We start from the raw sequence: 23,016 nt of genomic DNA, 5'->3' as shown, positions 1-23,016 counted from the left end.
CGGGGATGGGGCCGCCCTGGTGCGCCCTTCTGTGATCGACGTTCCTCCGCCCCACCGGTCTTCCGCGGACCATGGTGCACGTCACGTCACGTCACGTCACGGAGCGGATCGGCCTGGACCGGTCAGGCGACAGCCGGCCCCACAGGCCGAATGCCCCTCGAGCAGCTTGAATGATTAACAGCTTGCAATGGCGCCAGTTACTCTTCGATCTGAGGAGAACAGGGGAGAGCGTGGCTGACCAGAAGCCCTTCGGGGCCGTTTTGCGGGGTCTGCGACAGCAGGGTCGCCTGACGATGGAGGAGCTGGGCGAGGCGTCGGGCGTCAGTGTCCGGGCCATCGGCGACATGGAGCGGGGACGCAGCCGGGTTCCGCAGCGCCGTACGGTCGTGGCGTTGGCGGAGGGGCTGCGTCTCGGGGAGCGGGAGCGGGAGGCGCTGCTTGCTGCGGCGCGGGCCGGGCGTGCGACGCGTGCGGTGGCGGTAGCCGGGACAACCGTGCCGCCCCGGTCGGTGGGAGACTTCACGGGGCGCGGTCCTGAACTCGCCCGGCTGAGGGAAGCCGCCGAACGGGTGGGAACCAGCGGGGGCGCGCGAGTGTCGGTGGTCTCGGGCCCTCCGGGATGCGGGAAGACGACCCTGGCGCTGAAGGCAGTGGCCGATTTGGCGGAGATGTTCGCCGACGGGTGCTTCGTAGCGGACTTGCACGGGGTGGACGGCCCCGTGGACTCGACTGAGCCGCTGCTGAAGCTGCTGAAAGCCCTGGGGGTGTCGAATCGCCGGCTTGCGCAGGAGGACGCGGCTGGGCATGCGGGGTTGCTGAGAGCGTTGCTGGGCGAGCGGCGGTGCCTGGTGGTGCTGGACAACGCACGCGATGAGGGGCAGGTGCGTCCTTTGCTGCCCGCGGGCGGGCGGAGTTTGGTCGTGGTCACCAGTCGTAGGCCGTTGACGGGTCTGGAGGACGTCGACCGGCTGACGTTGTCGGAGATGACACAGGACGAGGCAGTCGAACTGCTGCGCCGCATACTCGGCGCAGACCGGGCGGACGCGGAAGCCGGTGCCGTGGCCCGGGTGGCGGAGCTGTGCGGACGTCTGCCGTTGGCTCTGCGCGTGGCCGGAAACTGGCTGACAGTGCGGTCAGGCTGGCGTGTCGATCAGCTGGTTCGTCGCCTCGCAGACGAGGAGCGTCGTCTAGGCGCCCTGGTGGCCGGTGATGTGCGGGTGGAGGCGGCGTTCGAGCTGTCCTACCGGGAGCTGAGCAGCCAGGCCTCAAGGATGCTGCGGTTGCTGAGCCTGGTCCCGGGGCCGGACATGACTGCCGCGTACGGCGCAGCGCTGGCCGGGACCGGGGTCTTCGAGGCCGAGGACGTGATGGAGGAATTGGTCGAGGCCGGACTGCTGCAGGCCGCCTTCACCGGTCGCTACCAACTGCACGACCTGCTGCGGCTGTTCGCCCGCGCCCGGCTGGCCCAGGAGGAGGAACCGGATCAACGGGAAGCGGCCGAGGACCGACTGTGTGCCTGGCTACTGGAAACAGCTGTGATCGCCGGCCGCTGGTACAAGCCCAAGTACGGGGCGCCGCCTTCGTCCTGGCGAGGTCTGGTTGCTCTGGAGAACACCGAGCAGGCCCGAGCCTGGCTCCAGAGCGAAGCCCCTGCCTGGCGTGCAGCACTGCACAGCGCCGCACGCAAGGGTGAGCACGCACAGGTCGTGGAGACCGCGGATGCCATGGAATGGTTCTGCAACCTGTGGGTCTTCTGGGGGCACTGGTCCGAGATCTACCAGCTCTCCAGCCAGTCTGCTGCCTCACTCGACGACCCCGGCCTGCAGGCCCTCCACCTCAACATGCAGGCGTGGGCCCTGATCGAGTGCGACCACAGGTACCGCGAGGCCATCGAACGGGCCGATGAAGGTCTGCGGTGCGCTCGCCGCGCCGGTAATGTTCCTCAGCAGGCGTCGGCCTTGTCGCACGCGGCAGTCGCGCACCGGAAACTCGGCGAGGCGCAGGCGGCGGCAGAGAAGGCCCTTGCCGCTGTTGACCTGTACGAAGAGGCCGACGACTGCGAGGGCTGGCTGGGCGCCCTGCTCACTTACGGTTCCTCTCTGCGCTTCCTCGGCCGTGCCGAGGAGTCCCTGGACCAGAGCAGGCGCATCATCGCCTTCCTCGACGCTCCGGATCGTCCGGTCAACGCGCACGTCGCCGATATGACTCGTGCTCACGCGACCTACGCACTCGGTCTTGACTACATCGCCCTCCACCAGTGGAGTGAGGCCGCCGCCAGTCAACGCGATGCTGTGGCCCAGTTCAGGCGCGTTGGCATGCCCTACATGGAGGGAGGCTCGCTCGTGGGTCTGGCTGAGGCCCTGGTCGCACTGGGAGAACGAGCGGAAGCCAGGTCCTGTCTCCGTCAGGCTCTCGACCTCGGTGACGCGGTCGACAGCGTCATCCTGCAGAAGGCGCAGAGTCTTCTGGACACGCTTGCGGCCGAGTGAGCAACGCCCGCGGCAGGAGGCTCAGCCGTGATGCCGATGCAGAGCAACGTGAACGGTGTCGAGAGCCTGGACGAGGGCGGCACGCGCGGCATCGGTGTCGCACAGGGGATCGAGCACCATGAAGTCGTGGATGGTGCCGTGGTAGCGCATGGAGACCACCGTCACGCCGGCAGCACGGAGCTTCGCAGCATAGGCTTCGCCCTCGTCGCGTACCACGTCAGCCTCGCTGGTGACCACGAGGGCCGGGGGGAGGCCGGCGAGCTGCTCCACGGTCGCTCGCAGTGGTGATGCGGTGGCCGCGCTCCGCTGCCGCACGTCGGGCAGGTACTGGTCCCAGAACCAGCGCATGGTCTCGCGGCCGACGAAGTATCCCTCCGCGAACTCCTGGTACGACGGGGTGTCGAAGTCGGCGTCGGTGACCGGGCACAGCAGCACTTGCTGGAGCAGTCTCACATCACCGCGCTCTTTGGCGAGCAAGGTGAGCGCCGCCACCAGGTTGCCACCGGCCGAGTCGCCCACGGCTGCCATCCGGCTCCCGTCCAGACCGATCTCTTCTCCTCGCTCGCAGATCCACCTCGCGACCGCGTAGCACTGCTCGACGGCGACCGGGTACTGCGCCTCCGGCGCACGGTGGTACTCGACGTAGACGACGGCCGCGTCCGAGCCGAGGGCGAAGGCACGCATCAGGCGCTCGTGCGTGCGGGCGTCGCCCAGGACCCAGCCCAGCCCGTGCAGGAAGAGCACGACGGGGATGCTGCCGTCGCTGTCGGTGGGTTTGACCACCTGCACTCGTACGTGACCGGTCGGCCCTCCGGGCACCGTGAACCACTGTGCTGAAGTGGCTTGCTCGTCGAGAGGGTCAGCGGCGCCCTGCCCCTGGAGACGGGCCAGGTCCAGTCTGGCCTGTTCCGGGTCCGGAGTGCGGGCCGAAGGTGGGCGGGCGCATCTGTCCACAAACGCTCGGGTGGACGGGTCCAGGACCATACGAGGGCGGGGGGGAGTGGCGAAGTCGGTCATACGGTCTCCAGCCGAGAAAGCCTAGCGGGATGAGGCGGGACGGTAGTGGGCGTGTTGGGTGCCTGACGGGGAGAGGGGAAGCGGGAGTGCGGCTGGCCGGTATCGGGTAGCGCCGACGCGGGCGCTGGGCAGGTGTTCAGGGCCCTGGCAGCACCCTACTCGTAGGCTCCGGGCAACTGGCCCTGAGTTGCTCGGCCCTCGCTGGCGTAGGTATGCCGACCGGAAGTTGACCGCTATGGCCCTGGGCGGTGTGTGCGCTGCGCCAGTCACGAGGGGAGACGCCGTACGTGGCGCGGAAGGTGCGGCTGAAGTGGGCGGGATTGACGAATCCCCACCGCCGGGCCACCGAGGACACGGTGGGGGCTGTCCTGGCACGGCGGGCCAATTCCCGGCTGCACTCCTCCAGGCGCCTCTGCTGGATGAGTCGGGCGACTGTGATGCCCTCACCTTCGAACAACCTGTGCAAATACCGGACAGAGATGTGGAATGCCCGGGCGATGCTCTCCGGCGAGAGATCCTGGTCACCCAGGTTCCGGTCGATGTGTTCGCGGATCCGGAGCAGGAATTGGCTGCGGGCGGTGTCCGGGGTGGTGTCGGCGGGATGGGTGCGTTCGGCGATCAAAGTGGCGAGCAGTTCCACGACGTTGCCGGCCAGCCGGTTGGCAACGGCCGCAGGGTAGCTGTCGGCCGTGGACGCGAGGGTGGCCAGGAACGGGAGCAGCACTGCGCCGACACCGTCCCGGGTGCCGATGGCATCGCCCGTCACCCGTCGGATATCACTGTCCGATACACCCAGCGTGTGGCGGGGCAGTTGGAAGACATGCGCGGCGAATCGCTGCGGATAGTCGAAGGAGTACGGTCGTGTCGTGTCGTACATCACCAGGTCTCCTTCGCCCACCTCCGCCCTCCGGCCATCCTGGACAAAGGTGGCCGTGCCGGATATCTGGACTCCGACGGCCATCAGTGCTTCGGGCGATCGGGTGATCAATACTGGAGTGCGGCTGACTCGCTCTGCGTCGGCTTCCAGGGTGGAGACCTGGAGGTATCCGAGGCGGTGGGTGGCGATCCGCCCGTTGAACGGGCCGTCGTCCCGCGGGGCGATCGTCATCGGTACCAACGTCCTGCTCACCACGTCGTTCCAGTACGCCACCTTCTGTTGGTCCGGTACGGAAGCGGTAGTCAGCACCATGCTCAAGTTGCTCTCCGCTCAGGGAATGTCTGGAGGCTGCGAGGGACGGGAACAGGTTCGGACGGCTGCGTCTTTCCGGAATACGGCGGCCGGTGCCCGGCAGGGCCGGATGTGTCCTCGTACGGGCAGCGGCCTCGCTGGAGCGCAACCGTGCCGCTTCGGCGAGGCCCGGTTCCTACCCGCAAGGAACAGCCAAGCAGCGGACGGCTGACGATCCCAGGCAGAACCACAGGCAGAAAATGCGCGAGCGGAGACGGGCACATGAGAGGGCTCCGGTGCCCGACACCGTCCTGCTGCGTGCGGCCCGTACGCAGTTCGCCGAAGGCCTTCGACATGGCGATGATGATGAGACGGGTGGCGAGGGTGAAGCGGGTTCGCGGTGCTGGCGCGGTACCACCATGTGCCGTTCATCGTGGTGGCGCCGGTGACGCTTCGGCGCCCGCACCACGCGGTGGGGGCGCCGAAGCGTAGCTGCAGGGGGCCGTGACCAGCGCTCTGTCGGCTGTCCTGAGCAGTAGCCCTCCCGGGAAGGCCGCGGCGGTGTTACTTCGCCAGGAAGGTCAGGAGGGCGGCGTTGACTTCCTCCGCGTGGGTCCACAGCAGGCCGTGCGGGGCGCCCTCGATCTCAACGTAGTCGGCGGACGGGAGGGCCTTGTGGAAGAGCCGCGCGGTCCCGTCGGCCGACAGGATCCGGTCGGCCGTGCCATGGAGGATCAGGGCCGGCACGTCGATGGCGGGTATGTCGGCCCGGAAGTCCGTGTACCAGGTCGACGGCGCGGCGGCGGCAGCGAAGAAGCCGCCGTTCGCGGCGACATTCCAGCTGTTGCGGACCGCCTCCTCACTGATCCTGGTGCCCAGGTTTTCGTCCAGGTTGTAGAAGTCCTTGAAGAAGGCGGTGTAGTAGGCGAAGCGGTCCGCCTTCACGGCCGCGACCACGCCGTCGAAGAACGCCTGCGGAGCGACTCCCTCAGGGTTGTCCGCCGTCTTGAGCAGGCAGGGCTCCAGCGAGGCGAGGAAAGCGGCCTTTGCCACTCGGTCGGAGCCGTAGGTGGAGATATATCGGGCGACCTCCCCGGTGCCCATCGAGAATCCGACCAGGACGGCGTCCCGCACGTCGAGGGTCTCCATGACGGTGTTCAGGTCGGCCGCGAACGTGTCGTAGTCGTACCCGGTCGTCGGCTGGCTCGATCGACCGAAGCCGCGGCGGTCGTAGGTGATCACCCGGTAGCCGGCGTCGAGCAGACCGGAAATCTGGCGCTCCCAGGAGTGGCCGTCCAGCGGGAAGCCATGGATGAGGACGACTGTCTGCCCTGACCCATGGTCCTCGTAGTAGAGGTCGATGGTGGTCGAGTTCTGCTGACCCACGGTGATGTACGGCAAGGTCTCTTCCTTTGTCTTGTCCGGCGAGCGCGAAGATCACGTATCGCCTCGGGTGATGCAGGGGATGTGCCAACGGCGGGGGCCGTCGGAGCATGCGACGCCCACGTCCCTGGGCCGGTCGGGCACCACACTAGGGCGCACGGTCCGCACCCCTTTTGCCGCCGGACGCACCCCTCTTGCCCAGAAGTGCCCAGGAAGGGAGATCGCGGATACACGCGAGGAGGCCGCGGGCGAGACTGGACTCGCGCCACCACGACGGCGTCGCCGTCGCCCCGGCCGACCGTGACGGAGACCGTCAACGCTGCCCCTGAACAACGGCGGCGACCACGCTCGTAGCCTTCCAGGCCCTCGTCCCGCGGTGGAGGTCAGATCGCCCGGTGGTCAGGTGCTCTTCGTGCGGTCGTAGTGGCGCTGAGCTTGCGCCCGGTTGCCGCAGCCGGCCATCGAGCACCAGCGGCGGGTGCCGCTCTTGGACACGTCGTAGAAGTGCAGGATGCATTCGGGGTTGCTGCAGGCCCGGATCCGTTCCGGCCGCTCGGTGAGCAGCCGCAGGTAGCCCCGGGCCGCTGGCCAGGCCGGCAGCATCGCCCGGCGCTGGGTGTGGACGGTGGTCAGGGAGGCGGCGAGGGTGGGGATGACGATGTCGAGCGTGCCCGTGCCCGGGACCACGACGGTCTGCTCGTCGAGTGCGTCGAAGACGTTGCCGATCAGCCGCTGGGCCATGCGCGGGGCCTTGGGCCGGATCACCTCAACCAGCCTGCGACGTCCGGCTTTCCGCAGGGTTGGCGGGGATCCGTAGCGCTCCAGGAGCCAGGTGACAGCCTGGTGGTCCAGGCGGGGTCCGAGGACGCGTTCCAGCGACGGGGGGAACTGGGTGAGCAGGCCGCGTATCCGGTTGCTGGTGCGGGTTGCCTCGGCCGCGAGGTCCTGGTCGAAGCCGACCAGGACCGTGTGCTCGGTGGTGATCTCGTCGGTCAGCTCCAGCGAGCGCAGGGTGTGCGGCATCGTGCGGGCCGCGTCCGCGATCACGGCCGCGTCCTTCGCATCGGGCTTCGCATCGCCCGGGTAGAGATCGGCGATCCGCCGCATCGCCAGTCCGGGCAGGTAGGCGACCCGGCAGCCCGCGTCCCGGGCGGCCGTCAGGGGCAGGGCACCGATCGAGGCGGGCTGGTCCACGACCACCAGCACCGTGCCGAACTTCGCGGCCAGCTTGTCGAAGACGGCCCGCAGCTCCGGCTCGCTGTCGGGCGGCTGCTTGTCGAAGACCTTCTTCCCGGCCGGAGTGAGTCCGGGCCCGTGATGGGCGCTCTTGCCGACGTCCAGGCCGAGGAAGACGCCCACGTCGTCGATGTCGTCCAGCCCGTCCTCCCGAGCAGGGTTCGTGCGGTGCCGGCCAGGGCGTTGGCGTCGTATGCGCGCATCCACGTTATGCAGACCTGCCCTCGGCAAGCGGCCGGGCATCGCGCCAGGCCAGGCGGTGGCCGGACCTCTGACTTGTTGAATCGGACCCAGACGCACGGTCTGCAGCCGTGGTCCAGGGTGCCGACCGGCACGGGCTCGCGTGACCTCATGCCACCCCAACTCGGGCCGGCTCATGATGAGTTTGCCACCGCCGGTCGGCACCCGCGCGGTGTGGCTCGACAGAGGCGTGACCAATGGACGCTGAGACTTCACGCCAGAGTGCCCACCGCACCCCTCCCATTCCCATCCCGTTCGGCCTGGGCAAGGTACACGTGATCACTACTGGTAGGCGCCACGTCACCACCCGAGAGGCCGTGCTCTCCCAGAGCCCGGCCTCTCGGCCTTCCACAGGGGGATGTGCTTCGGCTCATGAGAGCGGCGTGGCGGCCCGTGTAGGGAACCCGGAAACGACCCCGCCCGCAAGCCACCCACCGACTGCCCAGCGCGAGTATCTCGTCTGCCCTCACAACAGGGCCGTGACCTGTGAATGTCACGATGCACAGGGCTCAGTGGATGTCCCACCTGCAGAGTTGCTCCAGCCAAGGGCCCGACGCAGGCAGGGCGGCGATGCGGCACTGTCCCTGGACGGACGTCTTCTTCTTCAGCTCGAGGTTTTCGTAGTAGAGATTCGCCGTCACCGTGGCGAGCGCGTCGAGCTTGCCCTGCAGCTGAGTCGCCCTGGTGGTGGCCTCGCGGAGCCTCTTGCGCAAGTCAGCGATGGTTTCGTCGCGCTGGACTTCTCCCGGCGTACGGAGCACGGGACGCGCGACCTTGGCGTCCCACTCGGCCAGGATCTCCTCGGCCCGGTGCACGGTAGGCGGTGAGGCGTCGAGGACTGCGGCGGGGCCCAGTGTTCACATCTGCTGTGCCGAGGTCAGGTCCGCAGTTTGCTGGTGGGACGGCAGGCCGGCAACGGCTTGGACCATGTCGCCGATGTGTTCGCGGCGGCCGAGGTGGCGGACCAGTGCCCGCCAGTTCTTCAAATGTGCGATGCCGTGCTCAACGCGGATGCGTCGGGAGGAGTGGGCCTTGCGTTGGCGCTCGTGCATCTCCTCGTACCAGTCCGGGGCGTTCTTCTTGAACTTGCGGTGCGGTGGCGTCACCACGCGCCCGCCGGTCTGGGCGCCCAGACCCTGGTAGCCGGCATCCGCGAGGATCTCCAGCACCGGCCCGCCGCCCAGGAGCCTGACCGGCCCTAATGGGCGGGCATGGGTGATGTCTGCGCAGCTGCCGTGCTCAGCCGGACTGCAGAAGAGGACGCGGCCGTCGCCGTCCGTGACAACCATGGTCCTGACCGCGTTCTGCTTGCTCTTGCCGGAGATGAACTGGTCCCGGTCCTTGCGCCCGGCGGCCGGGCGCCTGACGCGGATCTCGGTTCCGTCGATGATGCCGGTCTTCCCGCTGGTTCCGAGGTGGTCGACGACCTCGGCCAGTGTCCGCAGCCGCGCACCCGGGCTGATGGTGCACCCTCGCTCGGCGAGCAGTGGCCGCACCTCGCCGATGGCACGGGTGATGGTGGAGCGGTCCACACCGAACCAGCAGGCCAGCACGTCATGAGTGACGGCATGGCGCGGATGCACGAGCGTGGCCAGGAGCCGGTCGACGAACACCAGCCGGTGCTTCGCACCTGCGCCCACAGCCGCTTCCGCGGCCTGGACGCGAGCTCGGCCTGGTGCCGTGCGTGCCACAACGGCCCCACCTCGGCAACGGGTTCAGCGATCACGTCAGCCGACAGGCCCGTGATCCTCCGGTCGCTGACGATCACTGCACGAGACGCGTTCCCCACCACACGACCATGATCGACGATCGGGAGCCCGACGCCTCACCGCCTACCGTGCACGAGCTCGATAGGTCGTGTCCGCAAAGTCAGGGCAGCCGGAGCCGTAGGCAGGCGAGGGTGACCGACCAGGGCTTCGTAGTGGCGAGCGCGCGAACGAGAGCTGTCCAGAGACGTGGATCAGCTCGCCGGGCTTGATCGCCTGTGAGTAGCCGAAGTCGCGCCCGGGGCTGCGAACCCGGGCTCGACGACATCGTCCTGGTGTGTTCGCCGGGCGCCTTGGCCGCTCTGGACGGACCGCACGCGGGCTACCTGGAGCCGATCGTCCGCCGCTTCCGCGAACACCGCTGACGTCAGGCGCCGGTGAGGAAACCGTGTCCCCCGTTCGTCGAGCTCAGCGGTTGCGAAGGTCGCCCAGGTACTTCACGAACGTCGTGTGACGGCAGCGAGCGCACTGTCGAGGCAGCGCTCCGGGAGGTTCAGCGGTCATGTGGGCGGCCTCCTGGTCGCGGTCCGGTGGTCAGGTGAGGCCGGCGGTGGCGTTGTCCTCCCAGCCGTCGACCCGCTGGAAGTATCCGTTATTACCAGTGTGTGGTGGCATGCAGCCCATCGAGCAGTCCGGCCGCAGCCGGTACGCCGGTACGAATGGACACCACCCGCTGCTCCCGGGCTCGGGCCGTGACCGGCGCGTCGAGCACTGCTGACGGCAGTGGACCCGGCTGCGGCAGCCCGCGGGCCCCTTGCTCAGGGTGCCCGCCGCATTTATGCCGCACCCTCCTGGCCTGTGAAGCTCACGTCGTCGGTCGTGGTGAGGTGCCTGGTGGCGTCCAGGGTTTCCCGAATGTGCTGGGTGAGGGTGTGCTGGCCGGAGTCGTCGATCCAGCGTTCGAAGGCGACCTTGAACGCGGCGATCCCGATTTCGGCCGCGAGTGCTGCGACGGTCGCCTCCAGACCGCGTTCGCGAAGCGCGTGGGCAAGGGTGGAGACAAGTGAGGCCAGTTTGGCCAGTTCGCGTTCCTGCAGTTCGGGATTGGCGGCGATGACGGCCTGGCGCTGCCGCACCAGTTCGGCGCGTTCTTCGAAGACCGGAGCGGCTTCGGTCAGAGCGTGTGTGATCACCTCCAGCGGCGCCAGAGAGTTGGCGGCGGTGGCCGTGGCGTGCGCGAGGACGTCGGCCAGGGCGTTGGACTGGAAGAGGACTTCCCGTTTGTCGACGAAGTGCCGGTAGAAGGTGCGTTCGGTGACCTCGGCCCGGGCGGCGATCTCCGCCACGGTGGTGGCGTCGAAGCCCTGGCGATTGAAGAGCTCCAGCGCCGCCTTCTCCAGGCGGCCTCGTGCGTCGGGTTTCCATCGGCTCATGCTCCGATCCTACACGCGATGACAGAATCTGACATCAGGGTGATGACAGAGACTGACATGGGTGCTACGTTGATGTCACGAACTGACATCAGCTCTTCGCCCCTGGTGGGGAGCCCGCAGCAGGAAGGCACGCACCATGCGCGTATTCGTCACCGGAGCCTCCGGACACGTCGGCTCCGCCGTCGTTCCCGAACTTCTCGAAGCGGGACACCAGGTCATCGGCCTGGCCCGCTCGGACAAGTCGGCCGCCGCGTTGACGGCTGCCGGAGCCGAGGCGCGCCGAGGCGACCTCGACGATCTCGACGGCCTCGCCGCGGCCGCCGCCGCGGCCGACGGCGTCATCCACCTGGCCTTCAAGCACGACGCCATGTTCGCCGGCGACTTCGCCGGCGCGGTCGCAGCGGATCTGCGCGCCATCGAGGCGCTCGCAGACGCGCTCGCCGGCACCGGCAAGCCTCTGGTGGCCACGTCGGGAACCGTGCTGTTCGCCTTCGCGGGACTGCAGGGCGTCCTCACCGAGGGCGACGTGCTCGACGCGGGACCGCGGATCGAGGCCGAGAACGCGGTGGTTGCACTCGCCGAGCGCGGCATCCGGTCGTCCGTCGTCCGGCTCACTCCGACCGTGCACAGCTCTCTCGACCACAACGGCTTCATCCCGACCTTCATCTCCATCGCCCGCTCCAAGGGCGCCTCGGCTTACGTCGGCGACGGGGCCAACCGCTGGCCCGCCGTGCACACGCTGGATGCGGCACGCCTGTACCGACTGGCGCTGGAATCCGCGCCGGCGGGGTCACGGCTGCACGCCGTCGACGACGAGGGGATCGCCTTCCGCCAGATCGCCGAGGGCATCGGTCGCAGGCTGAACCTGCCTGTGGTCAGCATCGCGCCGACCGAGGCCGAGGCCCACTTCGGCTTCCTGAGCGCCCACGCACAGGCCGACAACCCGTCCTCGAGCACGCTGACCCAGGACCTCCTCGGCTGGAAGCCCGTCCAGCCCGGCCTCATCGACGACCTCGGCCAGGGCCACTACTTCGACGCCCCGGCCACCACCACACCCTGAACCCGCCCCATCTCCATCCCACCCCATCCAGGCCGGGGTGGCTGGTCCCCAGCCACCCCGGCCTGCTCGAAGACCTGGAGAGCGGCGACCACCTCGCCGCACCGACGGCCTGACCACCCTCCCGTGCCTTGACGCAGACCCCACCCCAGAAAGAGCAGAACCATGCCCCGCTCCCGTCCCGCGATCGACAGCGAACTGGCCGCAGCACTCCAGGCCATGCCGATCGGCCCGAACGGCGTCTTCGACCTGACCGACATCCCCGCCACCCGCGAGGCCGTCCGCGCGCTCGCCGAAACCATCGCCGCCACCATCCCCGACGAGCCCACCGTCACCGCCGACGAGATCCAGGTGCCGCGCGCCGAAGGCCCCGACGTCCCCATCGTCCTGCTGCGTCCGCAGAACGCGCCCGGACCACTGCCGGTCCTCGTGTGGTTCCACGGCGGTGGGCAGGTGCTCGGCTTCGCCGCCCAGGACACACCCTGGCTCAAGCCGCTGTCCGCGGCACTCGGCTGCGCCATTGTCTCCGTCGACTACCGGCTGGCCCCGGAAACCCCCGCGCCCGGCGCCGCCGAGGACGGATACACCGCCTACCGGTGGATCAGCGACAACGCCACCGACCTCGGCCTCGACCCCACCCGGATCGGTCTGGCCGGCCAGAGCGGAGGCGGAGGCATCGCCGCCGCCACCGCCCTTCTGATCCGCGACCGCGGCGCAGCAACCCCCCTGTTCCAGCTGCTGCAGTACCCGATGCTCGACGACCGCAACACCACCGACTCCAGCCACGAGATCACCGACATCGGCATCTGGGACCGCTCGACCAACATCCTGGCCTGGCAGGCGATCCTCGGCGACCGCGCCGGCACCGAGGACGTCAGCCCCTACGCCGCCGCCTCCCGGGCGACCGACCTCACCGGCCTGCCCCCGACCTTCATCGGCGTCGGCGAACTCGACCTCTTCCGCGACGAGAACCTCGACCACGCCGCGCGCCTGCGCGCCCACGGCGTCGACGTCGAGCTGCACCTCTACCCCGGCGCCTACCACGCCTTCGACCTGTTCGCCCCGCAGTCCCACCTCGCGGCGAGCTTCCACCACACCCTGAACGACTACCTCGTCCGGCACTTCACGAAGAACCCGGCAGCAACCGCGACTACCGCGTAACCCGCAGGTCTGACGCGTGCCGCCGACCGTAATCATCACCGGCGCCTGCGCGCCGATCGGTTCCAGTACTACCCTGCGCACGACACCGAGTCCACGGCCCACTTCCACTGCGGCCGGGTGGTGTCGTTTCCAGGGACGAGTCATCTGCTCCGCCGCCACGATGCGTTCCACTGCCGCCGTCACCAGTTGTTCACGCTCGGCTTCCGTGAATACGTCCGGCAGGGTGAGCTGCTCGACGAACAGCCAGTTCAGCGTCAGCATGAGCAACTTGACGGCCGTGGCCACGCGATCACCTGTGCCCACGTCGTCGCCACGGCGCTCGGCCTGGACGGCCGTAAGCCTCCCGTCGGCGCGCGCCTGTCCGTGGACCTGCCGCTGCAGTCCGCGGAGGGGGATCCGGCGACGCCAGCGCGCGAGCGCGCCGCGACCGTCACGGCCCGCATCGTGCAGTGGGGCCCGTCGCAGGCTCCTGACGGCAACGGCCCGGACAGCGCGGTGCTGCGGCTGGAGCGACAGGTGCCCGGGACCGGGCCGGTACGGTGCGTCGACCTCGAACCGGAGGAACTACGCGGGTACACCGCCGAGATCATCGGGTTTCCGACCGGCCGCAGACAGGGCGTCTGGCGCGAGGGTGTGCTGCGCGGGCCGCAGGCCGACGGCCAGGTACAGATCGACCGGGTCGGAGCCGGCTACCGCGTGCCCCCGGGCTTCAGTGGCAGTCCGGTGTGGTCCCGGGACCTCGGCGCCGTGGTCGGAATGACCGTCAGGGCCGAACGCGGCGAACCGGCGGCCGGGTTCATGATTCCAACCCGCCGGCTGATCGCTTCCTGGCGGCCGTTGGAAGCCCTGGCTCGCCCGGCCTCGCCGTTCCGCGGCCTCAAACCGTTCGAGGAGGTCCACGCCGCCGCGTTCTTCGGCCGGGACGCCGGCAGTGACCGCCTCGCGCGGATCGTTGGCCGGCAGCGGTGGACCACGCTGGTGGGCTCGTCGGGCTGCGGCAAGTCCTTCCTCGCGATGGCGGGAGCAGCACCACGGCGCCGTGCTCAGCAGGACACCGTGGCGGTCCTCCGCCCCGCCCACTACTCCACTGCCCTGGGGAGCATGGCCTCCGTCGTACTGGACCTGCTGGAGCCCGGCTGCCCGGAGGCGGAGCGGTTCGCACGGATCGCCGCGGTGGCGGAAGAGATCGGCAGCCACGGCCTGCGGGAGGTCGCCACACACGTCCTGCGGGTCCAGCGCCACCCGTGCGGGTCCAGCGCCACCCGGCTGCTGATCACCGTCGACCAGTTCGAGGAACTCCTCGACGAGGAGTCGTTCGCCCCTGGTGACATCGACGCCCTGGCCGACGCCTTCGGTCCGAAGACACCACCGACCGTCAGTGTGCTGGCCGTCCTGCGCGCGGACTTCCTCGGCCCCGTCCTGGCTCATCCCCGCCTCGGCCTGCTCGCCAAGAAGCGGATCGAGGTCCTGGAGCCGATGCGGCACGAACAGTTGCGGGACGTCATCAGCAAGTCCGTCGACGACCTGCCAGCCGTCGTCCACGAGGACACGCTCGTCCACCGCATCCCGGCCGATGTCGGCGACGCGCCAGGAATCCTGCCCCTGCTCAGCTTCACCCTCGCCCAGATACGGGAAGACCAGCGCGGCGGAAAGCTCACGCACGACGCCTACAACGCGCTCGGGGGCGTGCGAGGTGCCCTGGGCAGACACGCCAACGCGGTCCGGGAACAGTACGTCGACGAAGCGAACGCGGACGATGACACGAAGAGGGACCAGGACGAGGGGGGTAACGAGGACGGGGAGCGTGAGGTCGAGCGGCGCCGGCAGGTCAAAGACGCGGAGAAACTGCTGACACGGCTCGTCCGCACTCCCGTCGGGACGGAAACCCCCCTCAGGCGTCTCGTCACCCGGGAGGAGCTCACCGAGGGGGAATGGCAGATCGCCCAACGCCTGGCCAGTGCCCGGCTGCTGGTCATCAGTCGGGCGCGGAGCCGGGAGAACACCGGACCGGCGGAACCCGATCCCGCCAGCCGGCCGCCCACTGCCCAGGAGACCACCGAGCTTGCCCACGAGGCGCTCATCACCAGCTGGGACAGGCTCGGTTCGCGCGTCAAGGAGGACTGCGTCTTCCTCGACTGGCGCGAGAACCTCGAGTTCGACATGCACCGCTGGGAGAGGGCCGGACGGACCAAGGAGCTCCTGCCGACCCCTGTCGCCCTGGACGCCGCCGGGCGGTGGCTGCCCGCCCGCAGTGGTGAACTGGGCAAAGCGCAGCGGGAGTACATCGATCTGGGACGCGCGCACCGCCGGTACCTCACACGGCGGCGCCGCATGCTGTATGCCCTCTTCGGGGCCCTGCTGCTGGCCGTCAGCATCGCCACTGGTGTCGCGATCGACCGGGGCGGACGGTCATCCACCACATCGCCGGCATCTTCCTCTGGTCCGCCTGCTGACATAGGGAAGCTGTGTGGTGTCAGCTGACGTAGATCGGTACGCCCATTGTCAGACGCTGCTGGCAGCATTCCTGCCATGAACGCCATCTTTACCACCCCACCGCGACCGTTCGACATAACCGCGCTCTTCCCTCAGCTGGCTCCTCTGGCGCGGACGGCGACCCGGCTGCACCCGCGGCCCGGGTCGCCGACCGTGCACGACAGCTCCGTCGGCGGGCCGCTCCTGTGGCCCGCCGACGAGCCGTGGCCGTACTGCGACGAGCCGCACGACAGCCGCGCGGCGCCGGTGGTCCACTCCCCGGACGACGTCCGGCTCCTCCGCCACGACCGCGCCGCAGCGGCCGAGCGGCGACGCCTCGCCCCCGAGGCACCCCAGTGGACTCCCGGGGAACGGGCGACGTGGGAGCGGCTCGCGGACCGCCCGTGGTTCGACGGCCCGATCCCCCTCCTCCCCGTCGCCCAGCTCTACGCTCGCGACGTCTCCTTCCCGCGTCCGCCCGACGCAGACCTCCTCCAGGTCCTCTGGTGCCCCTTCGATCACGAGATGGGCCACCCCCGGACAGCCCTCTTCTGGCGCTCCTCCGCCACCGTCACCGACGTTCTCGACGCACCGCCCGAGCCGCCCATCGTCCAGCGGGACTGCTACCTCCCGGAGCCATGCCTGTTCTCACCGGAGCAGGTCACCGAATTCCCGCACCCCGGGGAGCTGAGCAAGGAGCTCCGGGACCAGCTGGACGACATGAGCCGCTGGGAGACGATCGACCCCGCGCGGTACAACACGTACGCGGACGACCCGGGCGAGCTCTACCTGAACAACCTCTCCACCGCCCCCGGCTGGAAGACCGGCGGCTGGAGCAGCTGGCCCCGCACCGACCCCAAGCCCCGCCCCTGCCCCGAGTGCGGCACCGAGCAGGTCCCGCTCCTCACCATCGCCTCCTCGGAATGGGACGGCGGCAGCGGAACCTGGATCGCCGAGGAGGAACCGACGAACCCGGCCCCGCCTCCCCTGGGCGCCCAGGACGGCAACTACACCTTGATCGACATCATCGGCGGCTACGACCTCCAGCTCCACGTCTGCCCGGCATCCCCGGACCATCCGCACATCGAACTGCTCCCGTGAGCCCTGCGGAAGTCCTCCGCACCGACGCATACGCCACTATCGGTACCGCGATCGAGTCTCCAGCCAGCAGCCTTGGCCAACCACCAGCCAGCCGCGTCACCAACCTGTCCGGACAGCACAGCTAGTCCAGTCCTGCTCGGCGGCCCAGTCGGTGAAGCTGTGCCAGCCGACTTCGGGATAGTCGCGGCGCAGTCCGGCGACGTCGACGTCGAGGCCCGAGGTGGAGAAGTAGTCGAACATGGCTGCCAGGTCGGCGGACCGGGTCCGCACATGGGCCAGAGGTACCTCCTGGTGGAGGATCGGACGGCCGGTGGCCGTCGCGAGGATCCGCGCCGTCTCGGCGGGGGTGCGCTCATCGGAGGCGATGTCGATGCGACGGCCGGCGAACTCGTCGCGGCGCTGGCGGACCAGCGCGGCGAACGCGCCCTGGCGCAGCCCTTCCAGGGTCCATCCGCTGGTGTAGTTGTCCATGAAAGCAGCCGGGGCGATCACCGTCCAGGGCACTCCGGACTCGCTCAGGTGCCGCTCGACCAGGTGCTTGCTCTCATAGTGCGGGACACCGGTGCCGCGGTCGGCGTGGGCGGCGGAGGTGAACACGACGTGTCCGAGACCGGCGGCTGCCGCTGCGTCGACGAGGGCCTCGCCCTGCCGGGTCTCGGTGGCGTTGTCGGTGCCGAACGGGGTGGTGACCGCGAAGAGCGAGTCCGCCCCGGCGAGGGCCGCGCCGAGGAACGTGCGGTCGTCGAAGTCGGCCCGGCGGACGTCGGCTCCGAGGCCGCGCAGGGCGTCGCCGGCGGGCGAATCGGGACGGCGGGTGAGCGCGCGCACCTGGTGTCCGGCAGCGAGCAGGGCGCGGGCGGTGGCCCCGCCATGGGCTCCGGTGGCTCCGGTGACGGCGACGTTGAGCATGGGTCCCCCCGGTGGGTAGAATCGCTGCGTTACACATTGACTGCGCCACGCAGCAGATTGGCCATAGACCGCTGCGCCGCGCAGCGATAAGGGGTGTGATCCGGGTGCCAGAGTCGCGGCGTGCACGGCTGTACGAGGAGTTGTCGATGGAGTCCCGCCGCTACATGGCGGCGTACGTGCTGTTCAATCAGGCCCTCGCCGACCATCTCGGGCTGCACCCGACCGATGTGCAGTGCCTGAGCTTGCTGACCGCCCAGCCGGGACCCCTCACCGTCCGGCAGATCGCGGACATGACGGGCCTGACCACCGGTTCGGCCACACGGCTGGTGGACCGTCTCGAACGACAGGAGTACGTGATCCGCACCCCGGATCGGCAGGACCGCCGGCGGGTGCTGGTCGCTCCGGTGCCGGAGCGCGTCGCCCGGGTCACCGCGGTGTGGGACGACCTCGGCCGGGCCTGGCAGACGCTGCTCGACGGTCACACCGAGGACGAGCTCGAGGTGATCACCCGTCACATGCGGCAGGCTCACGACCTCAGCCACACGCAGATGCGCCACCTGCGTGCCAAGCCCAAGCCGGACTGACCACGGGCGCCGCGGCCGGCGGCGATCGACGGGGATCCGCTGGGCGCCGGTGGGCATCGGCACCCAGCGGCACGGCGAGCGGAGCCCCCTCCCCCGGGAATCGGCCGAGGCGGCGGACCTGTCACGGGCGGGCGCCGGATTACCGGTGTGGCCGTCGTCTTCGGCAAGATGTGCGTATGACCGAGATCCGCACACCCCGCCTCCTCCTCCGCAGCTGGCGCGACGACGACCTCCTGCCGATGGCGGACATCAACGCGGACCCCCGGGTCATGCGCTGGGTCGACGACGGCTCGGTGCGCGACCTCGACCGCACGGCCGAGGACATCGAGCGGTGGGAGGAGGAGTGGGACGAGGAGGGCTTCGGGCTCTTCGCCGTCGAGCTGCTGGCCTCGGGCGAGCTGATCGGCTTCACGGGACTGTCCGTGCCCGAGTTCCTGCCGGAGGTGATGCCCGCCGTGGCGATCAGCTGGCGGATCGGGTCACCGTTCTGGGGCCAGGGATACGCCTCCGAAGCCGCCCACGCCACGCTGGAGTTCGCGCTCCAGGACCGCGGCCTGGACCGCGTCATCGGCATCCACCGGATGGGCGACGACGCCTCGGAGAACGTCATCCGCAAGCTCGGCATGGTGCCCGAGCGGGAGACGGTGCACCCGGTGCACGGGTACTCGCTGCAGGTACACGCCATCGATCTCACCGAGTTCCAGGCCTGAACCGGCCGAGCCGGTGTGCCCCGTCCGGCGGTGCGGGGCTGACGCCGGGCGAGGCGGGCGCGGTCATGTCGAGCGGGAGACGTTCCCGGTGCTCAGTCGAAGAGGTCCAGGGCGTCCGCCCAGGAGCCGCCGCCGTCGCCGTGGGAGCGGGCCCGCATCGGGCGCGGCTCCGGGTAGGCCGCCACCGCGGCCTTCGCGCGGACGGCATCCGGTCCGCCGCACGCCTCGACCGCGAAGGCGCCGAACACCCCGGCGAAGGCGGCCGGGTCGCGGAACTCCACGCCGAACGCCCGGCCGTCCCGCAGCGGCACCCACACCACCCGGTCGGAGCGTATCCACTCCGGCACCGGCTGGTCGTCCGCGGTGGAGCGCCCCTCCAGCCACAGGCGCGCCACGTGCAGCAGGTTCACCTCCTCCATCGGCAACCGCTTGCGCCGTACGCGCAGTTCACGCGTCGTCAGTGTGACCCGGTGGTCCTTCTTCGGGTACCAGGCGACACCGACCCCGAACGGCGCCCACAGCAGGATTCCGATCAGCGGCCAGACCAGGGCGTCGCCCCACGTCCGGACCACCCCGCCGTCCAGCAGGTACAGGACCCCGAAGACCAGGACCCACTTCGCCGTCATCCGCCAGAACCCGGTGCCCTGCCGGTACAGGACCCGCTGCTTCGTCGTCATGCCCCGCACGTTATCCGCCTCCCCGCAGCCCCTTCGCTCCCACCGCGGGTGGGTGGCACTGAGTCGAACCGGCCGGCCCGTCCCGCCTGTCCGCCCGCGGGGATCCGCCAAGGGGCCCTTGTCGAAGTGCATCCGTCCGGGTGAGCCTGCTCGGAGCGTGGTGGGGCAGGCGGTCCCGATGGGATTTCTGAGGACGAGCGAACGTTTCATGGAGCAGTGGACGACGAGCATGTGGCGTCACGTCCTGCCGGCCAGGCGGGAGCAGGGCGAAGCGTTGACCACGCTGCTGCGGCAGTGCGACGCCAACACGCTGATCGTCGGCCGGCGGCGCGTCGTCGCGCCCAACGCCTTCGTCATCGAACTGCTCCCGAGGATCCACGGGCTGATCGCGGCCAGCCCGCTGCCCGTGGCGTCCGCCCTCGCAGGCCAGGTGCGGCGCCACGCCGCCGAACAGGGGTACACCTTCGCCGGCCCTGTCGCCATCGTCCTGCGCCCCGCGCCGGACGACACGGGCGCCCGGTTCCGCGTCCACAGCCGCATCGCTCCGGCCACGGCACGCTGAGGCACGGCAGGCGCTCACGGAGTGCCGACGGCTGACTCATGGACCCGCAGGCCTTCCGCCGAGCATGTCCTTGCCCGCCGCCGGACGGCGACGGGAGGACATCGACGGCCCCTGCGTTCAGTCGGCCGCGTACGCGACGCCCCGTGCCGCGTCCTGGCGACGGGCCACGGCCACGCCGACGAGGCCGACGGCCAGCAGGACGGCGACGGTGCCGAGGGTGAACGTTTCGAACATGGCGCGCGAGACGCCCCAGACGTCGTGGAAGACGTAGTCGATGCCGACGAGTTGCTCCAGGACTCCGGGGAAGAGCGCCGCCCACGACCCGATGAGGATCCACGCGTAGACGAGTGCCGCGCACAGCAGGAAGCCGCGCGTGCCGAAGGGAACGCGGTAGGGCCGCGGGACGTCCGCCCGGCGGATCCGCAACGCGACCAGCGCGGGAATGACCACCAGGTACGACAGCAGCAGGGTGGTGACCGCGACGGTGAGCACCACGGCGAAGACGGCGCCGGCGTCGCCGTCCGCCACCCGCATGGCGACCAGCATGAAGACCGTGGCCACCGCGCCGGAGAGGAGGTTGGTGCGTACCGGCGTCCCGAGCCGGGGGTGGAAGGCGCCGAGTCCCCGGCTGAAGAAGCCCCCGTCGGCCGCGGCCATGGCCTGCATGCGGTCGCTGACGATCATCCAGGCGCTGCCCTGGGTGAGCAGGGCGAAGACGAACATGACGGCGGTGATCTTCAGTAGGGCGCCGGCCGCGCCGCCGTAGACGCCGAAGACGAGGCGGGCGCCTTCCATGAAGCCGCCGATGCCGGTGACCTGGTGGGCGGGGACGACGGCCAGGAGGGCGAGGACCGGCAGCAGATAGCAGCCGGCGGCGACGGCCGCGGAGCGTCCGAGCGCGGCGGGCACGTCGCGCTGGGGGTCGTGCATCTCCTCGCCGGCGGCGTTGGGGGCCTCGAAGCCGACATAGGCGAACAGCAGGATCGGCACGAGGGCGAGGAAGCCTGCGGTCGTCGGGGCGAAGCTGGTGCCGGTCAGGCCGTCGAAGCCGTGCCGTACCCCGTAGAAGACGGCGGTGAGGGTGAACACGGCGAGGGCCAGCACCTTCATCACGGCGCCCGCGGTGGTGATCCATTTGCCGCGGCGCAGGGACACGACGGCCGTGAGGATGGCGGTCCAGACGAACAGCAGCTTGAAGGTGTAGTCGGCCACCGTGCCCGAACCCAGGGGGAAGACGAAGCCGTCCCAGGTCTGTGCGGCGAGGAAGACCAGGGAGCCGCCCAGCCAGATGGGGTTGGTCACCCAGTACATGAGGGTCGTGAGTGCGGCGGTGGAGCGGCCGAAGGCGAGCTTCACCCACACGTACGGGCCGCCCTCCTGGGGGAACGCGGCGCCGGTCTCGGCGAAGAGCAGGGCGTAGGGGACGAGGAAGAGCAGGGCGATGACCGCCGTCCAGGTGGCGGCCTCGCCTCCGCCGGTGGCGATCTGGCCGACGGTGTCGAAGGAGATGACCGCCGCGATGGCCATGGCGGTGATGTCGTAACGCTTGAGGCTGCGCTGGAGCGGTGAGGTCGCCGCTCGGGTCGGTGGCGACGTGAGGTTGGAGGACACGGGCAGTTCCTAGGGGAAGGGGATGACTGCGGGTGGCGTGTGCGGGCGCCGGGGACGGCGTGGGGTCCGTGTCGGTTGCTGCCGGGTGGGAGGCCGGCGGTGTGCCGGCCTCCGCGGCGGGTGTCAGGCGGCCCGGATCTCACCGGTGGGTTCGGTGCGTTCCAGGACGCCGCGGAGAGCGGAGGCCACCTCCTTGGCCTCGGCCTCCGTCATGATGAGCGGCGGGGACAGCACCAGGCTGTGGGCGGAGTCGCGGACGATGACGCCGGTCTCACGGCGGATGACGTCGTGGGGCATCCGGTCGGGGTTCAGGGGCAGGGGTGCGCGGGTGGCGCGGTCCTGGACGAGTTCGACGGCGAGCATCATGCCGACGGAGCGGATCTCGCCGACGATCGGCAGGTCGCCGAGCTGGGCCTGCAGTTCGCCGTGGAGGAAGGCGCCCAGGCTCGTCGCGCGGTCGAGGAGGCCCTCCTTCTCGATGAGGTCGAGGTTCGCGGTGGCCACCGCGGTGGCGACGGGGTGGCCGTTGTAGGTGTAGCCCATGGGGAAGCCGTGCTCGCGCAGCAGGACCTCGGCGACGTGGTCGCCCACCAGGAGCGCGCCGAGGGGGACGTAGCCGGAGGTGATGCCCTTGGCGGTGACGATGATGTCGGGGGTGACGCCGAAGTGCTGGGCGGCGAACCACTTTCCGACACGGCCGTAGGCGGTGACGACCTCGTCGAGGACGAGCAGGATGCCGTGCCGGTCGAGGACCTCGCGCACCCGGGGCCAGTAGTCGTCCGGCGGGACGAGCATGCCGCCGACGCCCATGATGGGTTCGCCGATCATCGCGGCGATGTTCTCGGCGCCGATGTCCGCGATGCGCTCCTCCAGTTCGCGGATGAGGAAGTCGGTGACCTGGGCGGGGCTCAGCGGCCGGTCGCCGTACAGCTCTTGGCGGTAGGGCCAGGGCGGGGTGAGGTGGGAGACGTGCGGCATCATCGGGGCGAAGCCCTCGTGGTAGAGGGGGAAGCCGGTGGCCGAGCCGCCGCCGTAGCCGATGCCGTGGTAGGCCTTGCTGCGGGCGAGGATCCACGTGCGGCTGCTCTCGCCGCGCCGGTGGTGGTAGTAGCGGGCCATCTTGATGGCCGCCTCGTTGCCCTCGGAGCCGCCCGAGGTGAAGTAGACGTGGTTGAGGGGGTCGGGGGCGAGGGTGGCGAGGCGCGCGGCGAGTTCGATGGCGCGCTCGTTGGAGAACTCCCAGAAGCTGGTGAAGTACTCCAGTTTCCTCATCTGCTCGTGGGCGACGTCGGCGAGTTCCGTGCGGCCGTGGCCGACCTGGGCGAGCCAGAGGCCGCCGGTGGCGTCGAGGTAGCCGCGGCCCTCGCTGTCGGTGAGGCGGCAGCCGGAGCCGGAGGTCATGACGACGCGTTCGGCGGCGTCGCCCGGCAGGTAGGGGTGGATGATGTGCGCCCGGTCCAGCCGGGTGAGGTCTGCGGCGTCGAGGGTCATGAGCGCTGC

Annotated in this window: 19 protein-coding genes and 4 pseudogenes; 10 read left to right on the top strand and 13 right to left on the bottom strand. The window is 69.9% G+C overall.

All coding sequences use genetic code 11. The features are described from left to right. The first annotated feature begins 230 nt into the window (after positions 1-230). The gene (locus tag ACIRFH_RS28830; protein ID WP_403526879.1) at positions 231-2,489 is read left to right on the top strand and encodes an ATP-binding protein; all 2,259 of its coding nucleotides are present in this window, start codon (positions 231-233) and stop codon (positions 2,487-2,489) included. Positions 2,490-2,510: 21 nt separating this feature from the next. On the opposite strand, the gene ACIRFH_RS28825 is transcribed toward ACIRFH_RS28830, so the two are convergent. Together ACIRFH_RS28825 and ACIRFH_RS28820 are read right to left on the bottom strand one after the other, a co-directional pair. Further along, complete coding sequence (locus ACIRFH_RS28825; RefSeq protein ID WP_403526877.1) at positions 2,511-3,272, bottom strand: alpha/beta hydrolase; 762 nt, start codon at positions 3,270-3,272, stop codon at positions 2,511-2,513. Between the two features lie 370 nt (positions 3,273-3,642). Beyond that, entirely contained in the window at positions 3,643-4,701 is a 1,059-nt protein-coding gene (locus ACIRFH_RS28820) for a helix-turn-helix domain-containing protein (protein ID WP_403526874.1), read from the bottom strand. 370 nt (positions 4,702-5,071) lie between these two features. Between ACIRFH_RS28820 and ACIRFH_RS28815 the strand changes: the two are divergent. Next, positions 5,072-5,155, top strand: a pseudogene (locus ACIRFH_RS28815) (S-methyl-5-thioribose-1-phosphate isomerase); the annotation flags it as partial. Between the two features lie 83 nt (positions 5,156-5,238). Here the strand turns inward: ACIRFH_RS28815 and ACIRFH_RS28810 are convergent. The 5 genes and pseudogenes from ACIRFH_RS28810 to ACIRFH_RS28790 all read right to left on the bottom strand — a co-directional run bounded on the left by ACIRFH_RS28810 (position 5,239) and on the right by ACIRFH_RS28790 (position 9,173). Continuing rightward, the gene (locus ACIRFH_RS28810; RefSeq protein WP_403526872.1) at positions 5,239-6,075 is read right to left on the bottom strand and encodes an alpha/beta fold hydrolase; all 837 of its coding nucleotides are present in this window, start codon (positions 6,073-6,075) and stop codon (positions 5,239-5,241) included. A gap of 381 nt (positions 6,076-6,456) precedes the next feature. Beyond that, a pseudogene (locus ACIRFH_RS28805) lies at positions 6,457-6,654 on the bottom strand (CGNR zinc finger domain-containing protein); the annotation flags it as partial. A 3-nt stretch (positions 6,655-6,657) separates the two neighbouring features. After that, a pseudogene (locus tag ACIRFH_RS28800) lies at positions 6,658-7,434 on the bottom strand (IS110 family transposase); the annotation flags it as partial. Between the two features lie 608 nt (positions 7,435-8,042). After that, the gene (locus ACIRFH_RS28795; protein ID WP_403526870.1) at positions 8,043-8,348 is read right to left on the bottom strand and encodes a hypothetical protein; all 306 of its coding nucleotides are present in this window, start codon (positions 8,346-8,348) and stop codon (positions 8,043-8,045) included. Positions 8,349-8,390: 42 nt separating this feature from the next. Further along, on the bottom strand, positions 8,391-9,173 hold the full coding sequence (locus tag ACIRFH_RS28790; RefSeq protein ID WP_403526867.1) for a transposase family protein: 783 nt from the start codon (positions 9,171-9,173) through the stop codon (positions 8,391-8,393). A gap of 344 nt (positions 9,174-9,517) precedes the next feature. On the opposite strand from ACIRFH_RS28790, the gene ACIRFH_RS28785 reads away from it, so the two are divergent. Next, complete coding sequence (locus ACIRFH_RS28785; RefSeq protein WP_403526866.1) at positions 9,518-9,664, top strand: hypothetical protein; 147 nt, start codon at positions 9,518-9,520, stop codon at positions 9,662-9,664. Positions 9,665-10,075: 411 nt separating this feature from the next. On the opposite strand, the gene ACIRFH_RS28780 is transcribed toward ACIRFH_RS28785, so the two are convergent. Next, positions 10,076-10,672, bottom strand: coding sequence for a TetR family transcriptional regulator (locus ACIRFH_RS28780; protein WP_403526863.1), 597 nt, complete (start codon positions 10,670-10,672; stop codon positions 10,076-10,078). Between the two features lie 136 nt (positions 10,673-10,808). Here ACIRFH_RS28780 and ACIRFH_RS28775 point away from each other — a divergent pair, with 136 nt between their 5' ends. Together ACIRFH_RS28775 and ACIRFH_RS28770 are read left to right on the top strand one after the other, a co-directional pair. Continuing rightward, the gene (locus ACIRFH_RS28775) at positions 10,809-11,732 is read left to right on the top strand and encodes an SDR family oxidoreductase (protein ID WP_403526860.1); all 924 of its coding nucleotides are present in this window, start codon (positions 10,809-10,811) and stop codon (positions 11,730-11,732) included. Between the two features lie 162 nt (positions 11,733-11,894). Then, complete coding sequence (locus tag ACIRFH_RS28770; protein ID WP_403526857.1) at positions 11,895-12,890, top strand: alpha/beta hydrolase fold domain-containing protein; 996 nt, start codon at positions 11,895-11,897, stop codon at positions 12,888-12,890. 147 nt (positions 12,891-13,037) lie between these two features. Here ACIRFH_RS28770 and ACIRFH_RS28765 read toward each other — a convergent pair. Then, positions 13,038-13,172 (bottom strand): annotated as a pseudogene (locus ACIRFH_RS28765) (TetR/AcrR family transcriptional regulator); the annotation flags it as partial. Between ACIRFH_RS28765 and ACIRFH_RS28760 the strand changes: the two are divergent. Both ACIRFH_RS28760 and ACIRFH_RS28755 read left to right on the top strand, forming a co-directional pair. After that, entirely contained in the window at positions 13,119-15,371 is a 2,253-nt protein-coding gene (locus ACIRFH_RS28760) for a serine protease (protein WP_403526927.1), read from the top strand. The pseudogene ACIRFH_RS28765 and the gene ACIRFH_RS28760 overlap by 54 nt on opposite strands. 48 nt (positions 15,372-15,419) lie before the next feature. After that, positions 15,420-16,463 (top strand): hypothetical protein, encoded by a 1,044-nt coding sequence (locus tag ACIRFH_RS28755; RefSeq protein ID WP_403526854.1) that lies wholly within the window; start codon positions 15,420-15,422, stop codon positions 16,461-16,463. Between the two features lie 96 nt (positions 16,464-16,559). Here ACIRFH_RS28755 and ACIRFH_RS28750 read toward each other — a convergent pair whose 3' ends face one another. Continuing rightward, on the bottom strand, positions 16,560-17,372 hold the full coding sequence (locus tag ACIRFH_RS28750; RefSeq protein ID WP_403526852.1) for an NmrA/HSCARG family protein: 813 nt from the start codon (positions 17,370-17,372) through the stop codon (positions 16,560-16,562). Positions 17,373-17,518: 146 nt separating this feature from the next. Here ACIRFH_RS28750 and ACIRFH_RS28745 point away from each other — a divergent pair, with 146 nt between their 5' ends. Together ACIRFH_RS28745 and ACIRFH_RS28740 are read left to right on the top strand one after the other, a co-directional pair. Further along, complete coding sequence (locus tag ACIRFH_RS28745; RefSeq protein WP_403526849.1) at positions 17,519-17,956, top strand: MarR family winged helix-turn-helix transcriptional regulator; 438 nt, start codon at positions 17,519-17,521, stop codon at positions 17,954-17,956. A gap of 176 nt (positions 17,957-18,132) precedes the next feature. After that, entirely contained in the window at positions 18,133-18,666 is a 534-nt protein-coding gene (locus ACIRFH_RS28740; RefSeq protein WP_403526846.1) for a GNAT family N-acetyltransferase, read from the top strand. Between the two features lie 92 nt (positions 18,667-18,758). Here the strand turns inward: ACIRFH_RS28740 and ACIRFH_RS28735 are convergent, their stop codons facing one another. Next, positions 18,759-19,343 carry a hypothetical protein gene (locus tag ACIRFH_RS28735; protein WP_403526843.1) on the bottom strand — a complete coding sequence of 195 codons (585 nt, stop codon included), beginning with the start codon at positions 19,341-19,343 and terminating at the stop codon, positions 18,759-18,761. Positions 19,344-19,521: 178 nt separating this feature from the next. Between ACIRFH_RS28735 and ACIRFH_RS28730 the strand changes: the two genes are divergently transcribed. Next, entirely contained in the window at positions 19,522-19,905 is a 384-nt protein-coding gene (locus tag ACIRFH_RS28730; protein WP_403526840.1) for an FhaA domain-containing protein, read from the top strand. A gap of 117 nt (positions 19,906-20,022) precedes the next feature. On the opposite strand, the gene ACIRFH_RS28725 is transcribed toward ACIRFH_RS28730, so the two are convergent. Together ACIRFH_RS28725 and ACIRFH_RS28720 are read right to left on the bottom strand one after the other, a co-directional pair. Then, the gene (locus ACIRFH_RS28725) at positions 20,023-21,516 is read right to left on the bottom strand and encodes an APC family permease (RefSeq protein ID WP_403526836.1); all 1,494 of its coding nucleotides are present in this window, start codon (positions 21,514-21,516) and stop codon (positions 20,023-20,025) included. A 123-nt stretch (positions 21,517-21,639) separates the two neighbouring features. After that, positions 21,640-23,007: an aspartate aminotransferase family protein gene (locus ACIRFH_RS28720; protein ID WP_403526833.1), complete on the bottom strand. Its 1,368-nt coding sequence runs from the start codon at positions 23,005-23,007 to the stop codon at positions 21,640-21,642. Positions 23,008-23,016 lie beyond the last annotated feature (9 nt).

Source organism: Streptomyces sp. NPDC093586 (assembly GCF_044764905.1).
Lineage (GTDB): Bacteria > Actinomycetota > Actinomycetes > Streptomycetales > Streptomycetaceae > Streptomyces.
This window is presented reverse-complemented; position numbering and strand designations above follow the sequence as displayed.